This window comes from Enterococcus sp. DIV1298c, assembly GCF_017316315.1.
Taxonomy (GTDB): Bacteria; Bacillota; Bacilli; order Lactobacillales; family Enterococcaceae; genus Enterococcus_B; species Enterococcus_B mangumiae.
The window spans coordinates 82,811-97,746 of the sequence record NZ_JAFLWG010000016.1 but is presented as its reverse complement, the minus strand read 5'-3'; the positions used below and the strand labels follow the sequence as shown (position 1 = coordinate 97,746).

Annotated in this window: 19 protein-coding genes; 17 read left to right on the top strand and 2 right to left on the bottom strand. The window is 39.9% G+C overall.

Translation table 11 applies throughout. The annotated features are described in order from the left end of the window. Window positions 1-9 precede the first annotated feature (9 nt). The 14 genes from JZO83_RS04810 to recN all read left to right on the top strand — a co-directional run bounded on the left by JZO83_RS04810 (window position 10) and on the right by recN (window position 11,512). Window positions 10-816: a PTS mannose/fructose/sorbose transporter subunit IIC gene (locus JZO83_RS04810; RefSeq protein WP_206856651.1), complete on the top strand. Its 807-nt coding sequence runs from the start codon at window positions 10-12 to the stop codon at window positions 814-816. Between the two features lie 16 nt (window positions 817-832). Beyond that, the gene (locus JZO83_RS04805) at window positions 833-1,747 is read left to right on the top strand and encodes a PTS system mannose/fructose/sorbose family transporter subunit IID (protein WP_206856653.1); all 915 of its coding nucleotides are present in this window, start codon (window positions 833-835) and stop codon (window positions 1,745-1,747) included. 292 nt (window positions 1,748-2,039) lie between these two features. Further along, a complete protein-coding gene (locus JZO83_RS04800) occupies window positions 2,040-2,414 on the top strand; it encodes a DUF956 family protein (RefSeq protein WP_206856654.1) in 375 nt (124 codons plus the stop codon). A 77-nt stretch (window positions 2,415-2,491) separates the two neighbouring features. Further along, entirely contained in the window at window positions 2,492-2,737 is a 246-nt protein-coding gene (locus JZO83_RS04795; protein ID WP_010736004.1) for a GlsB/YeaQ/YmgE family stress response membrane protein, read from the top strand. Between the two features lie 151 nt (window positions 2,738-2,888). Beyond that, entirely contained in the window at window positions 2,889-3,953 is a 1,065-nt protein-coding gene (locus JZO83_RS04790) for a Xaa-Pro peptidase family protein (RefSeq protein WP_207115101.1), read from the top strand. Window positions 3,954-4,167: 214 nt separating this feature from the next. Continuing rightward, entirely contained in the window at window positions 4,168-4,593 is a 426-nt protein-coding gene (locus JZO83_RS04785; RefSeq protein ID WP_206856656.1) for an Asp23/Gls24 family envelope stress response protein, read from the top strand. After that, window positions 4,586-5,035, top strand: a complete 450-nt coding sequence (gene nusB / locus JZO83_RS04780; RefSeq protein ID WP_206856657.1) for a transcription antitermination factor NusB — start codon at window positions 4,586-4,588, stop codon at window positions 5,033-5,035. The genes JZO83_RS04785 and nusB overlap by 8 nt, the downstream gene beginning before the upstream one ends. Before the next feature lie 94 nt (window positions 5,036-5,129). After that, window positions 5,130-5,984: a bifunctional methylenetetrahydrofolate dehydrogenase/methenyltetrahydrofolate cyclohydrolase gene (locus tag JZO83_RS04775; RefSeq protein ID WP_207115100.1), complete on the top strand. Its 855-nt coding sequence runs from the start codon at window positions 5,130-5,132 to the stop codon at window positions 5,982-5,984. Continuing rightward, window positions 5,981-7,321: an exodeoxyribonuclease VII large subunit gene (gene xseA, locus JZO83_RS04770; RefSeq protein WP_206856661.1), complete on the top strand. Its 1,341-nt coding sequence runs from the start codon at window positions 5,981-5,983 to the stop codon at window positions 7,319-7,321. Before JZO83_RS04775 ends, xseA begins: the two co-directional genes overlap by 4 nt. Before the next feature lies 1 nt (window position 7,322). Further along, window positions 7,323-7,547 carry an exodeoxyribonuclease VII small subunit gene (locus tag JZO83_RS04765; RefSeq protein ID WP_207115099.1) on the top strand — a complete coding sequence of 75 codons (225 nt, stop codon included), beginning with the start codon at window positions 7,323-7,325 and terminating at the stop codon, window positions 7,545-7,547. Beyond that, a complete protein-coding gene (locus tag JZO83_RS04760) occupies window positions 7,547-8,434 on the top strand; it encodes a polyprenyl synthetase family protein (RefSeq protein WP_207115098.1) in 888 nt (295 codons plus the stop codon). The genes JZO83_RS04765 and JZO83_RS04760 overlap by 1 nt, the downstream gene beginning before the upstream one ends. Window positions 8,435-8,442: 8 nt before the next feature. After that, window positions 8,443-9,264, top strand: coding sequence for a TlyA family RNA methyltransferase (locus tag JZO83_RS04755; RefSeq protein ID WP_207115097.1), 822 nt, complete (start codon window positions 8,443-8,445; stop codon window positions 9,262-9,264). Window positions 9,265-9,365: 101 nt separating this feature from the next. Next, window positions 9,366-9,815, top strand: coding sequence for an arginine repressor (locus JZO83_RS04750; protein ID WP_206856668.1), 450 nt, complete (start codon window positions 9,366-9,368; stop codon window positions 9,813-9,815). Between the two features lie 17 nt (window positions 9,816-9,832). After that, on the top strand, window positions 9,833-11,512 hold the full coding sequence (gene recN, locus JZO83_RS04745) for a DNA repair protein RecN (RefSeq protein WP_207115096.1): 1,680 nt from the start codon (window positions 9,833-9,835) through the stop codon (window positions 11,510-11,512). 113 nt (window positions 11,513-11,625) lie between these two features. Here the strand turns inward: recN and JZO83_RS04740 are convergent, their stop codons facing one another. Together JZO83_RS04740 and JZO83_RS04735 are read right to left on the bottom strand one after the other, a co-directional pair. Further along, the gene (locus tag JZO83_RS04740; protein WP_010735989.1) at window positions 11,626-11,742 is read right to left on the bottom strand and encodes a DUF4044 domain-containing protein; all 117 of its coding nucleotides are present in this window, start codon (window positions 11,740-11,742) and stop codon (window positions 11,626-11,628) included. Between the two features lie 71 nt (window positions 11,743-11,813). Beyond that, window positions 11,814-12,770, bottom strand: coding sequence for a magnesium transporter CorA family protein (locus JZO83_RS04735; RefSeq protein ID WP_207115095.1), 957 nt, complete (start codon window positions 12,768-12,770; stop codon window positions 11,814-11,816). A gap of 210 nt (window positions 12,771-12,980) precedes the next feature. Between JZO83_RS04735 and JZO83_RS04730 the strand changes: the two genes are divergently transcribed. The 3 genes from JZO83_RS04730 to rsmH all read left to right on the top strand — a co-directional run bounded on the left by JZO83_RS04730 (window position 12,981) and on the right by rsmH (window position 14,932). After that, the gene (locus tag JZO83_RS04730; RefSeq protein ID WP_206858021.1) at window positions 12,981-13,349 is read left to right on the top strand and encodes a DUF3397 domain-containing protein; all 369 of its coding nucleotides are present in this window, start codon (window positions 12,981-12,983) and stop codon (window positions 13,347-13,349) included. A gap of 170 nt (window positions 13,350-13,519) precedes the next feature. After that, window positions 13,520-13,951 carry a division/cell wall cluster transcriptional repressor MraZ gene (mraZ, locus tag JZO83_RS04725; RefSeq protein WP_207115113.1) on the top strand — a complete coding sequence of 144 codons (432 nt, stop codon included), beginning with the start codon at window positions 13,520-13,522 and terminating at the stop codon, window positions 13,949-13,951. Between the two features lie 21 nt (window positions 13,952-13,972). Next, window positions 13,973-14,932 (top strand): 16S rRNA (cytosine(1402)-N(4))-methyltransferase RsmH, encoded by a 960-nt coding sequence (gene rsmH, locus JZO83_RS04720; RefSeq protein ID WP_207115094.1) that lies wholly within the window; start codon window positions 13,973-13,975, stop codon window positions 14,930-14,932. Window positions 14,933-14,936: the final 4 nt, after the last annotated feature.

Here is a 14,936-nt window from a genome sequence, read left to right as displayed (position 1 = left end):
ATTACTATCATGGATTTAAATATTATTCAAGTGATCTTAGTCATCATCGTCGCATTTTTAGCTGGTATGGAAGGAATTCTTGATGAATTTCAATTCCATCAACCAGTTGTTGCATGTACGTTGATCGGCTTAGTAACTGGAAATCTAGTTCCTTGTCTTATCTTAGGTGGTACATTACAAATGATCGCGCTAGGTTGGGCAAATATCGGTGCCGCTGTCGCTCCCGATGCTGCTTTAGCATCTGTTGCATCTGCAATTATTTTAGTTTTAGGTGGTCAAGGTTCAGCCGGCGTTTCTTCAGCAATCGCGATTGCTGTGCCACTAGCTGTTGCTGGTTTATTGTTAACAATCATTTGTCGTACGATTGCGACAGCGTTTGTTCATTTGATGGATGCTGCTGCAAAAGAAGGTAACTTTAGAAAAGTTGAATTATGGCATATTGTTGCAATCTGTATGCAAGGTGTTCGTATTGCAATCCCTGCTGGTTTGATCTTAGCAATCGGTGAAGGTCCAGTAAGAAGCTTACTTGAATCTATGCCAGTTTGGTTAACAGACGGATTAGCTATCGGTGGTGGAATGGTCGTTGCCGTTGGTTACGCAATGGTTATCAACATGATGGCTACAAAAGAAGTATGGCCATTCTTTGCAATCGGTTTTGTTTTGGCAACTGTATCAGAAATCACTCTTATCGGTCTAGGCGCAATCGGTATTGCTTTAGCTCTTATTTACTTGGCACTTTCTAAACAAGGTGGTTCAGGTAACGGCGGAAGCTCAAATACTGGTGACCCACTAGGCGATATCATCGATAACTATTAAAGGAGGCGTTCACGAAATGGCAGAAGAAAGAATTCAATTATCTAAAAAAGATCGTATTTCTGTTTGGTTGCGTTCGACTTTCCTTCAAGGATCTTGGAACTACGAACGTATGCAAAATGGTGGTTGGGCATTCTCAATGATCCCAGCGATCAAGAAATTATATAAAACAAAAGAAGACCGTGCGGCTGCGTTGACACGTCATTTAGAGTTTTTCAACACACATCCATACGTTGCTTCACCAATCATCGGGGTAACTCTTGCACTAGAAGAAGAACGTGCAAATGGCGCACCTGTTGATGATGTTGCGATTCAAGGGGTTAAGGTTGGTATGATGGGTCCTTTAGCTGGTATCGGTGATCCAGTCTTCTGGTTTACAGTAAGACCGATCCTTGGTGCTTTAGCAGCTTCTCTAGCGATGGCTGGTAACATCTTAGGCCCAATCATTTATTTCGTTGCTTGGAATATCATCCGTATGGCATTTATGTGGTACACACAAGAATTCGGCTACAAAGCTGGTTCTAAAATCACAGAAGATTTATCTGGTGGATTGTTGCAAGATATCACTAAAGGTGCTTCAATCTTAGGGATGTTCATCTTAGGTTCATTAGTTAACCGTTGGGTATCTATTGGTTTCGCACCAGTAGTATCAGAAGTTAAACTTGACGATGGCGCGTTCATTGACTGGAGCAGCTTACCTGCAGGTGCTGAAGGAATCAAGAGTGCTTTGGAACAACAAGCAGCTGGACTTTCTCTATCTGAATACAAAGTAACAACATTACAAGACAACTTAGACAGCTTGATCCCTGGATTAGCTGCATTGTTACTAACATTGTTCTGTATGTGGTTATTGAAGAAAAAAGTTTCACCAATCGTTATCATTCTTGGATTATTCGTAGTGGGTATCGTATTCCACTTGATCGGTTTAATGTAATCTAAAGGAATAAAAGATAAGCTGTGACAGAAATCAATCATTGATTTTTGTTGCAGCTTTTTTCTTGAAACGTATCGAGATTGGTCTCTTCAATCGTCCTGTTACATCAGGGAGTGAATGGGAGAAACTGTTCGTTGAAGGTAGTGTCTATGCTCGAAAAGGCATATAATTTATGATAAGATGACCTTGATATAGAAGCGAAAACTTGTGAGTATAAGTGAGGTCAACCGCTTCTGACCTACCTTCTTTTACTTAATATAACTTTAGATTGATTAGAAATGGAGTGATTGAAATGGTCCAATCGCTGAATACAAAAGTGGACTTAACGATGAATGCCACCTCTTATCTAGGGGTAGCAGAATATGGAAAAATCATGATCGGGGATAAAGGATTTGAATTTTACAACGATCGCGATGCACGTAAATTTGTGCAGATCCCTTGGGAAGAGGTCGATGTAGTAATTGCCTCAGTGATGTTCAAAGGGAAATGGATTCCCCGTTTTGCGATTCGAACAAAGAAAAATGGGACGTATTCATTTTCTGCTAAGCGCCCTAAGGAAGTTTTACGAGCAGTTCGAAAATATGTCGACCCAAGTCACATGGTGCGCTCTCTCAGTTTGTTCGACGTAGTCAAACGAGGTGTGATTGGTATTTTTAAGCGTAAATGATCTGTAGCGAACCCTCATCGTTTGCTTGGTTTTTATTTCTTATGATAAACTTAAGAAGTAAAGAGGGAGGTTATACGATGAGTTGGTTATGGACATTGATTGTTGGTGCGATCATTGGAGCGATTGCTGGAGCAATCACAAGTAAAGGAAATTCAATGGGATGCATCACAAATATTATTGCTGGTTTGATTGGTTCAACGATCGGTCAAGCGATTTTTGGCAACTGGGGACCGAGCGCTGCTGGTATGGCACTTATTCCATCTATTTTAGGGGCAGTGATCTTAGTTGCAGTTGTTTCATTTTTCTTTGGCAAAAGATCTTAGAAATAAAAGTATGAAGCGTTTTGACTTGAGTGAAAGTTCAAGTCAGAACGCTTTGTTCGTTTCTATTGAGGGAATTTATCTTTCTTATGCCTATAAAAAAGAAAGTTTGCTATAATGATAAAAAGAGTGCAAAGAAAGAAGGAATTTACACATGATGTTACGAGTAGAAAAGTTACGCAAAAAAATGCGAGAAGCGAATCTAGATTCATTTTTAGTGACAAGTCCTTACAATCTCCGCTATTTGACAAACTTTACCGGAACGACTGGTTTAGCTGTGATCACATTAGATAAAGCTTTTTTTATTACGGATTTTCGTTATACAGAACAAGCAGCAGCACAAGCACAAGGCTTTGAGATCATCAAAAATGTTGCCCCTATCTTTGAAGAAGTAGCAGATTTGACGCGCAAAGAAGGTTTGAAAAATCTAGCGTTTGAAGAACGTACAGTGTCATTTTTAGAGTATTCGGTATTAGAAGAATTACTTGATGCAGAATTGATCCCTGTTTCTGACATGATTGAAGAATTGCGTGAAGTAAAAGATGACGATGAATTAGTGATCATTGAAAAAGCATGTAGTATCGCTGACATGGCGTATGATCATATCCTAAAAATGATCCAACCAGGCATGACAGAGATCGAAGTTGCGAACCAATTAGATTTCTATATGCGCTCACTAGGTGCATCCGGTGTATCTTTTGAAACGATCGTGGCAAGTGGCGTTCGTTCCGCAATGCCACATGGTGTTGCTAGCAAAAAGATCATTGAACAAGGGGATTTGATCACGATCGACTTTGGCTGTTACTACGAAGGCTATGTTTCTGATATGACTCGTACTTTTGCGATCGGTGATCCAGGAGAAACGCTGAAAGAAATCTATCAAATCGTCTTGGATGCTCAATTAGCAGTGTTAGAAGCTGCTAAACCAGGTGTGACAGGAATCCAGCTTGATGCAGTGGCTAGAGACTATATCAGTAAACATGGTTACGGTGAAGCATTTGGTCATTCGACTGGCCACGGTATTGGGTTAGAGATCCACGAAGGGCCTAATGTATCTGCTCGTGCAGAGAAGCCGTTTGTTGTTGGTAATGTCATCACAGATGAACCAGGTATTTACTTACCAGGAGTTGGCGGGGTCCGGATTGAAGATGATCTGTTGATCACGGCTGAAGGAAATCGGGTGTTGACTCACTCACCAAAAGAATTGATTATTTTATGATCGATTAGCCTTTTTCAATAAATGTAAATGTCAAAACTCAGACTTTGTTATAGAAAATGGGCTCATTTAATGATACACTATAAGAGAAATCAAGCGATTGTAAACGGCGCGTTTTTCACGCATGACTGATTTGCAGGCGACAGTTTTCCTAGGTACATGAACGGAGCTTATTGAAGTGAGGGATGTACGTAGGCAAAAGGAGGAATAAATAAAAATGGCAGACGAAAAAAACTTAGTCTTACATGCTAATCAAGATTTAGGAGAAATCGTGATTGCACCAGAAGTAATCGAAGTCATTATCGGTATTGCAGCTTCTAAAGTCGAAGGTGTCTACGGGATGCGTGGAACTTTTGCTAGCAATGTCACAGAATTGCTAGGTCGCGCAGCGCATGGTAAAGGTGTATATTTAGTCAATGATGAAGAAGGTTTGAAAGTTGACTTATATTGTTATTTAGAATATGGCGTTTCAGTACCAAAAGTAGCGATGGAAATGCAAGATCGAGTGAACCAAGAAGTACTTTTCATGACCGACATTGCACTAGCTGAAGTCAATATCCATGTCGTAGCAGTTGTGCCAGAAAAATTGGAACAACCAGCAATCGATGAACTTTTTGAGGACGAAGAGGAAGAAAATGAATAAAGAGTTATCAAGACACGAAATTCGCGAGATGGCATTACAGGCATTGTTCCCATTAGATTTCAATACTGATCTGACGAAAGAAGATGCGATTTTCAATGCGATCGAGTTGGATCACCAAGAGATGATCAATGAAGAGCAATCAGAATTTGTTCCGGTATATCTAGACACACTAGTAGGTGGCGTCTGTGCAAAAAAAGAATCGTTAGACACGATCATTGAAAAGCATTTAAAAAATAATTGGCGGATCAACCGTATCTCCAAAATGGATTTGATTATTTTAAGAATCGCGATTTTCGAAATGATGTACGTGGATGACGTACCTGCAACCGTTGCATTGAATGAAGCAATCGAGTTAGCGAAGACCTTCAGTGACGACCGCTCACGTAAGTTCGTGAATGGTATGTTATCGAATGTGTTGAAAGAATTAGAAGCTGGGGCGTAAGTCCTAGCTTTTTTCTATGATGGTCAAGAAATCAGGTTATGTTACAAGAGATTTCTATGGTAGAATGAAAGCAAAAATATCTGGGAGTGATCGTATGTCAGAACTGATAAATGGAAAAGAATTAGCAGAAAAAATGCAAGCAGAACTTGCTTTAAAAGTAAAAGAGCTTAATGAACGACAAATCAATCCCGGATTAGTTGTTTTATTAGTTGGCGAAAATCCAGCAAGCCAAGTCTATGTTCGCAATAAAGAGCGAGTAGCCAATCAATTAGGCATTTATTCAAAAGTAGAACGCTATAGTCAAACAATCTCAGAAGATGAACTGTTGAGTGAAATCGAGAAATACAACCGCGATCCTCTTTTCCATGGCATACTGGTACAGTTGCCATTGCCAGAGCATATTGATGAAGAAAAAGTATTATTGGCTATCGATCCTAAAAAAGATGTCGATGGTTTCCATCCATTAAATCTAGGACGCTTGTTTGCAGGAAATCCGGATAAGATCCCTTGTACGCCTTATGGAATCATGAAAATGTTTGAAGCTTATAATATTGATTTAACAGGCAAACGTGCTGTAGTGATCGGTCGTAGTAATATTGTTGGTAAACCAATGGGACAACTTTTATTGATGGCGGATGCGACAGTCACGATCGCTCATTCAAAAACGAAGGACCTTCCAGCATTAGCGCGAGAAGCAGATATCCTCGTGGTAGCTATTGGTCGCGGTCACTTTGTAACGAAGGATTTTGTCAAACCTGGTGCAGTCGTTATCGATGTCGGTATGAATCGCGATAAGGAAGGCAAATTGATTGGTGATGTCAAATTTGATGAAGTCGCTCCTCTTACAAGCTTCATCACACCTGTTCCTAAAGGAGTAGGACCAATGACGATCACGATGCTGATGGCACAAACGGTGCAATCAGCTGAAGCGGAGCGAGGCGAGTTATGACGCAAGAGTATCTCACGGTCACCACGTTAACCAAATATTTAAAACGAAAATTCGAAGCAGATCCATATTTGGAAAGAGTTTATTTAACTGGTGAAATCTCAAATTTCCGTATGCGAGCAAATGCGCATCAATACTTCAGCTTAAAAGATGATCATGCAAAAATTTCTGCGATCATGTTCAAGGGGGCTTTCCAAAAGTTACGTTTCCAACCAAAAGAGGGCATGAAAGTATTAGTGATTGGTCGTATCTCTCTTTACGAAGCCAGTGGTTCTTATCAAATCTACGTAGAACATATGGAGCCGGATGGTGTCGGTGCGCTCTACCAAGAGTTAGAGGAACGAAAAGAGAAATTGATGAAAGAAGGCCTATTTGCCGGACCTAAACAGGCGCTACCGAGATTTCCCAAAAGGATCGCCGTATTAACAAGTCCGAGTGGTGCGGTCATTCGTGACATCATCACGACGGTCAAACGTCGTTATCCGATTGCGCAGCTTGTTTTGTTCCCAACGGTCGTCCAAGGAAATCAGGCTGCAGATGATGTCGTTCGCAATATCCAACGTGTAGAAGAGCTGGGGAATTTCGATACGATGATCATCGGACGCGGAGGCGGCTCGATTGAGGATCTTTGGCCTTTCAATGAGGAACGAGTGGCTCGTGCCATTTACCAAGCCAAAACGCCAAGTATTTCCTCTGTCGGACACGAAACAGACACGACGATCGCCGACTTAGTTGCAGATGTTCGCGCAGCGACACCGACTGCGGCAGCTGAATTGGCTGTACCAGTGCTATCTGAAGAGTTGATGCGGATCAAAGAACGACAAGCACGCTTAGAACAAGGTTTTTTACGTCAGATCCAAAGAAAGCAAGAACGATTTGCTCGAGCGCGACAATCTTATGTTTTTCGTCAACCTGAACGACTTTACGAAGGACAAACAATCAAATTAGATCAATTGCGGCAACGTCTGTATCAAGCGACACAGCAAATTTATCATGCAAAAGAAAAACAAACGTTGAATTTAAGTCATCAGTTGCAACAAGTCGCACCAATTTATCGAGTGAAAGCAGCCAAGCAAGAAACAAGCTACTTAGAAAAACGATTAGCAGAAAAAATCCAACAATATATGCAACAACAGCAACAAAAATTTCAACAAGCGGTTCAATCACTTGATTTACTTAGTCCTTTAAAAATCATGGGTAGAGGATATAGCTACACGACGTTGAATGATCAAGTAGCAAAAAGTGTCGAAGAGATCCAAGTCGGTGATGAATTAGTCATTCATTATGCAGATGGACGGGTCAAAGGCAAAGTGGAACAGATCGAAAAGGAGACAGAATAAGATGGCAAATCCAACATTTGAAGAATCATTGCAAGAATTAGAAAAAATCGTCATGCAATTAGAGCAAGGAGATGTCCCTTTAGAATCAGCGTTAGATGCGTTCAAAAGAGGAATGGAATTGAGTAAGCAATGTCAAGATACACTTTCGAAAGCGGAAGAAACATTAACAAAAATGATGACTGAAACGAATGAAGAAATCACTTTTGACGAGAAAGAGGGAGAATGATGGAACTAACTGATTTTTCTGAGATCCACCTGCCTTTGGTAGAAGAAGAAATGGTTTCTTTCATTACGGAATATACGTCGGATGAACGTCTGAAGGAAAGTATGGTCTATTCGATCCATGCGGGCGGAAAAAGAATCCGACCACTTGCTTTACTAGCAACTGTCTCTTCATTTGGTACCAAGATCAACACTTCGGTTTACCAAGTGGCAGCCGCATTAGAAATGATCCATACGTATTCATTGATCCATGATGATCTTCCTGCGATGGATAATGATGATCTGCGCAGAGGCAAGCCAACGAACCATAAAGTTTACGGAGAAGCTTTAGCGATTTTAGCAGGCGATGGTTTACTAACAGGGGCCTTTCAGTTGATCAGTATGACTCACTTAGCCAATTCACCAAAATTATTGTTATTGCAGCAATTAGCTGTTAGCGCTGGAACCCAAGGAATGGTAGCAGGTCAAGCGGCAGATATCGAAGGTGAAACGAAAGAGTTGACGCTAGAAGAATTAGCACTGATCCACGAGCGAAAGACTGGACGTCTTATACGCTATGCTTTGCTAGCTGGGGGTATTTTAGCGGAACAACCAGAAGAAGTCTTGCTTCAATTACAAAAAATCGCCGCACATCTCGGTTTAGCATTTCAAATCCGCGATGATCTATTGGATGTAACTAGCACGACTGAAGCGTTAGGAAAAACAGCGGGCAAGGATGAGCGAGCGGATAAAAATACGTACCCTCGTTTATTAGGAATCGAGCAGACAAGAGCTGCCTTGCAACAAGAAATCCATTCCGCTAATGAGATCATTGCCCAGTTAGAACAAGAAGTTTGTTCATTTGATGGAGACATCCTTCGTCAATTGGTCAAACGATTCGATGAGAAGTGAGGAAAAGGATGGAAAAAGAACGAGTAGATGTATTAGCTGTCAAACAAGGGCTATTTGAAACGAGGGAACAAGCAAAACGTTCTGTGATGGCTGGTTTGATCTATAATGAAAAAAATGAACGTTTTGACAAACCAGGAGAGAAAATCCCTGTGAGCAGTGAACTAAAAGTCAAAGGAAAAAAATTGCCGTATGTATCTCGTGGTGGGTTAAAATTAGAGAAGGCATTAAAGCAGTTTGATCTGACAGTAAAGGATAAGGTATTGCTTGATATTGGGGCATCTACTGGAGGCTTTACAGATGCAGCACTGCAAAATGGTGCAAAGATGAGTTATGCGTTAGATGTGGGCTATAATCAGTTAGCATGGAAAATCCGCCAAGACCCCAAAGTGGTAGTGATGGAACGCGTTAATTTTCGTTATGCAAAACCAGAAGATTTTGATCAAGGTGTTCCTGAAGTGGCAGTTATCGATGTTTCATTCATCTCTTTGAAACTGATGTTACCACCTTTACATGCGATTTTAAAACCAGAAGGTGAAGTGATCGCATTGATCAAACCACAGTTCGAAGCAGGCAGAGAAGCTGTTGGCAAAAATGGCATCGTCCGTGATGCTGCAACACATCAACAAGTTATCGAAGAAATTTTGACTTTTTCTACAGAACATGGTTTTGATGTATTGGATCTAAGTTATTCTCCAATCACTGGTGGAGAAGGAAATATTGAATTTTTAGCGCACTTGAAAAAAGTATCAGATAAAGGAACAATCTATGCGAACGTTGATCCAGTTCAAATCGTTGAAATGGCTCATGAACAATTTACGCATAAGCGATAGTCTCGAAAAATGACAAAAAAAGACTATGAGTTCTTCTTTATTAAGCGCTTGAAATAAGCTATCATTGATAGAAGAAGGATTGGCGAAGGAGCGGATTGAGCATGAGAAAAAAAGATCGACATCGTTTGATTACTCGATTACTGAATGAACAAGATATACGTAAACAAGAAGAATTTGTAGAAATACTAAAAAATAGAGGGATCTCTGTCACGCAAGCGACGATTTCAAGAGATATCAAAGAGCTGAAATTGATCAAAGTTCCAGCTGTAGATGGCGGCTATCGTTATAGTTTGCCTGCTGAAACAAGTGAAGATGTGAACACAAAGTTAGAAAAGCTATTGAAAGACGCATTTGTAGCTGTTGACCAGATGGAGAAATTCGTTATTTTGAAAACCTTGCCGGGTAATGCTTCAGCTGCTGCAAATCTGATCGATAAGCGTTACAAAAAAGAATTATTCTCGATCATCAATGATGATGACAATGTGTTGATGATCACACGATTGGAAGAAGATGCTGTTCAATTAAAGAAAGATTTTCTGCATTACCTTTAATCTAAGGAGTGATTGCAATGCTACAAGAAATCAGTATCACCAATTTTGCGATTATTCCTGAGTTGCGGTTGTCGTTTCATGAAGGAATGACTGCTTTAACAGGAGAAACCGGTGCGGGTAAGTCAATTATCATTGATGCTTTAGGCTTATTAGCAGGGGGTCGCGGATCAAGTGATTATATCCGTCAAGGTGCGGATAAATGTATTCTTGAAGGATTATTCGAATGGCCAAAGCAAAAGGGCTTTGAATCATTGATGGAAGAATTGGGGATCGAGTCGGATGGCTCAAACCTGATTGTTCGCCGTGATATGTCATTGACAGGAAAAAATGTCTGTCGGATCAACGGGCATATTGTTACATTGGCGAATCTAAGACGTGTCGGTGGTTACTTAGTGGATATCCAAGGCCAAAATGAACACCAAGAATTACTACAACCTGAATCGCATCTTGTTTTACTTGATCGTTTTGGGGATGCAACGTTCCAAGAGAAGAAAAGAACATATCAAGAAGCTTATGAAGCATATCGTGAACTAGAAAAAAAAGTACGCAAAATCCAACAAAACGAAAAAAACTATGTGCAACGCATCGATATGTTGAACTTTCAACAAGAAGAAATCGCAGCTGCACAACTAGTAGTTGGTGAAGAAGAAAAACTAAAAGAAGAGCGCGATAAGTTAAGTAATTATCAAAAAATCGTTGATGGCTTGGCTACGGGTTACGGCGCATTAAGTGAAGGGGAACAAAGCAGTCTTGATGGTGTCGGGATGGCTGTTTCTGAAATACAGAGTATCGCGCATCTTGATCCAGAATACGAAGCGATTTTTGAGAATATCCAGAGTGCCTACTATTTGTTGCAGGATGCAGTAGGGGATATGAGCAGACAAATCGATTTACTTGAACTAGATGAAAATCGTTTAGAGGAAGTAACGCAACGTATGGAAACGATCCGACAATTAAAACGTAAATACGGTGATTCAGTTGAAGCAATCTTAGCCTACTACGAAGAAATTTCAGAGGAACTAGATTCTTCCGACTTTACAGAAGGTCAGCTTGATAAAATGAAGCAAGAACTCACTCAAAAAGAAGAACGGGCTTTTCAATGTGCGAATGAATTACATCAAGCAAGAAAAGCCATCGCAAGTGAGTTAGAACAGTCGATTTTACGTGAATTGAAGAGCCTGTATATGGAAAATACCGAATTTGAAGTTCGTTTTTCCAATCGAACAGATGGACGATTAGACGAGCAAGGGATTGATGTCGTTGAATTTTATATCACGACGAATCCAGGAGAACCATTGAAACCGCTGGTCAAAGTTGCTTCAGGCGGTGAGTTGTCCCGAGTATTACTTGCATTGAAAACCATTTTTTCTTCTGAGCATGGGGTGACTAGTATCATTTTTGACGAAGTAGATACTGGGGTCAGTGGCCGAGTGGCACAAGCCATTGCAGATAAGATATTGAAAATCTCTAAGTATTCTCAAGTACTCTGCATCACACATCTACCCCAAGTAGCTGCTGTAGCGGATTATCAATACTACATTGTAAAAGAAGTAGTCGGTGGAAGAACACGAACATCTGTTGCCGAACTAGCTGCGGCTGAAAGAGAAAATGAAATTGCGCGAATGTTGGCAGGTAGTGAGATCACACCATTAACGATCGAACATGCCAAAGAATTACTGCGCTTAGCGAAAAAATAAAACGATGCAAGAAGCATTCAACTAAAAAAGCAGAGCCTGAAAATCAGAAATGATTTCCAAGCTCTGCTTTTTTTATCATTGGTCATAAAGAGACTAAGGTTATTAGCAGTTATCTACATTACACTGATTACAGCAGTTAAAACGACTGAACCGATTGTCAAAATCAACATTGTCCAAATCACTAATTTGGTCACTTTCGCAAAAGTACTCGTTTGTTTTTTTTCTCGCATCGTGATTACCTCGATTTATTATTGTTAACTTAATTTTACATGCTTTTCGCCTATTCTACAAGAGGGCATCTCTATAAAAACTTCCCTTTTTTTAAATAATAAGTGGTTAACAGGGAAATGATCACGGTCAATAAGATCAGCCAGAGAAACGCATCATCCCTTTCAGCAATTGGTAGTTTAATGTTCATCCCATAAATACTTCCGATAATTGTAGGGATCGTTAAGATGATCGTTAAAGAAGTTAAAATTTTCATAATATTATTCAAGTTGTTGGAAATGATTGCTGAAAAAGTTTGGTTCATTTGCTCGACTAGCTTTAAGCGGATACGAGCAGTTGTTTTCGCTTGTTCGGTTTCGATGATCACGTCTCTTAGATGATTCATCAAAGCGTGATTATTTTGGACAGCTTGATTTTCGGCTAAGTGTTGTAAGGCTTCAAGGTTGGAGGCTGTCGCTTCTTTGAAGTACACTAAACTTTTTTGGATATCCATGATTTGATATAGCTGTTTATTTTCAGTTGAAACTTTTAATTGCGTTTCAAGCAAATCACATTGAGCAAGTAATGAAGATAAGTAGGTGTTAAAAGATTGAGTGATCTGCCAAAGCATTTGCATAAAAATATTTAGATTTGCCGAAAGGTCATTTTTATGAAACGTTTGTTGGAACACTTTCTTCAAAAAAAGTGGTTCATGATTGGTAATTGTGATAAGCTTCTTTTTGGGCGTGAGAATAATCGAGAACGGATAGGTGTCTACTTGGAAATACCCACTAGGACTTGTCTTTGGAAATGGGTATTGTAACAACAATAATGCTGGTTTCGTTAATTTTTCTTGATTGAATTCTTCTACCCGTGAGTTTTCTGCATCGTCTAAGACAGACGTAAGGTAATCTCTAGGTATCTGAAATTGTTCGATCAACTGATCGATCTCTTCTCCTGTAGGACGCTCGACACAATACCAAACGGTTTCAGCAGTTTCTTCCGATGAGTCAATCAATTTTTGGTCTTCGAGTGTGAAATACTTTATCATTGGGAACCTCCTCAATACTTCTTTCTTCTATTATAACTAATTCTTGAAAAGAACACATTGAAAGAGACTATCCTTTGACCAACAATGAGTTGATTTGTAAAAAAGGGCTATAGTAAAGTAATAAAACAGTATAAATTTAAACTAAATGAAATCGTTGTGTAAACTAAATCACGTATACTTAACGCAACGATTAAAAAGGAGATTTGTCGTATGGGCAGTTTTTCACCACTTGTATTATTTTGGTACATCTTTCCGGCAATCGTGATTTTTGGTTGTCAATTTCTAGTTAAGATCTTTGCTCTGACTCGCCGTTTTAAAGTCAAAGCACCTGATTTAGCCGTTCCCTTTTTGTGGGGAGGTATCCACGCATTGTCTCGTAATACCGCTACGTCTTCATTTTTGCCTTTTTTATTGATCACAATCCTTTTGATGGCAATCTGTATTGCGTTATTCCAAGCTTATTACTATGACGAAATCGTGTATTCACGTTATTTCAAAATGACTTGGCGACTTACTTTTTTGGTTACCTTAGTCATGTATGTCGTATTGATCGTCTTGAACATCCTTTCATTTCTCTAATATGACGCAATCAGGCTGTTAAAAGACTTTTAAAAATCTTTTTGCAGCCTGATTGTTAAAATTTTTTTTACTAATAAAAAAGTTATTCTCAGATTTCCTATAAAAGGTGGTAGAAAGTGGGGGATTGTGGTAGACTGATTTTAGTTAGTGGAGGATTGGGGGAAGTTTCGATGTTAATGGGCGAATATCGGCATAATATTGATGCAAAAGGTCGCTTGATCGTGCCTTCAAAATTACGCGAGGAGTTAGGCGAACAATTCGTGTTGACTCGTGGTTTAGATGGTTGTCTTTTCGGCTATCCAATGAGTGAATGGAACGAATTAGAATCGAAACTAAACGATATGCCTCTTGCAAAGAAAGACGCTAGGACGTTTGTGCGTTTTTTCTACTCAGCAGCTACAGAATGCGAGCTAGATAAGCAAGGACGTATCAATATCCCTAATACATTAAGAAACTACGCAACAATTACGAAAGAGTGTGTCATTATTGGTGTGTCAAACCGAATTGAGATTTGGGATGAAGCCAAATGGCAAGAATTTTCAGAAGCTGCAGAAGAAAACTTTGATGAAATCGCTGAGAACATGATCGATTTCGGATTATAAGAAATAGGAAGAGGCTGACTAATGACTGAAACATTTCGACACTATACAGTCATGTTAAAAGAAACGGTAGATGGACTTGCGATCAAACCGAACGGAATATATGTGGACTGTACACTCGGCGGAGCCGGACATAGCGAGTACTTATTAAGCCAATTGAATACAGAGGGTCATCTTTATGCGTTTGATCAAGATCAAAAGGCAATCGATCACGCAAAAATCCGTTTGGCTGAGTATGTCGAAAAAGGTATGGTCACTTTTATCAAAGCAAACTTCCGTGAACTTGAAGAGCGTCTGACGGAATACGTTTCTAAAGTCGATGGGATCCTTTACGATTTAGGCGTGTCCTCGCCGCAACTAGACGAAGCGGAACGTGGGTTCAGTTATCATCAAGATGCGCCTTTAGATATGCGGATGGATCAATCGGCACCATTGTCAGCTTATCATGTGATCAACGAATATCCATACAACGAATTAGTGAAGATTTTCTTTCGTTATGGAGAAGAAAAGTTTTCAAAACAAATTGCCAGAGAAATTGAACGGGTGAGAAAAGATCATCCGATTGAAACAACCGGGGAGTTAGTAGAGATCATCAAAAACGTGATTCCTGCCCCAGCAAGACGAAAAGGCGGTCATCCTGCAAAACGTATTTTTCAAGCTGTACGAATTGCAGTCAATGATGAATTAGGAGCTGAGGAAGCTTCCTTGGAACAAGCTATCCGTTTATTGAGGGTCGATGGTCGGATCAGTGTGATCACTTTCCACTCATTAGAAGACCGGATCGTCAAAAACATGTTCAAAGAATATAGTACAGTCAAAGATCTACCACCGGGTTTACCGGTCGTACCTGATGAGTTCCAACCGGAATTAAAAGTGATCACGAGAAAACCGATGTTACCGTCTGAAGAAGAATTAGCAGAAAACAATCGTTCTCGTAGCGCAAAACTGCGTATCGCTGAAAAAATAAGAGAGAAAGAGGAGTAGAAGA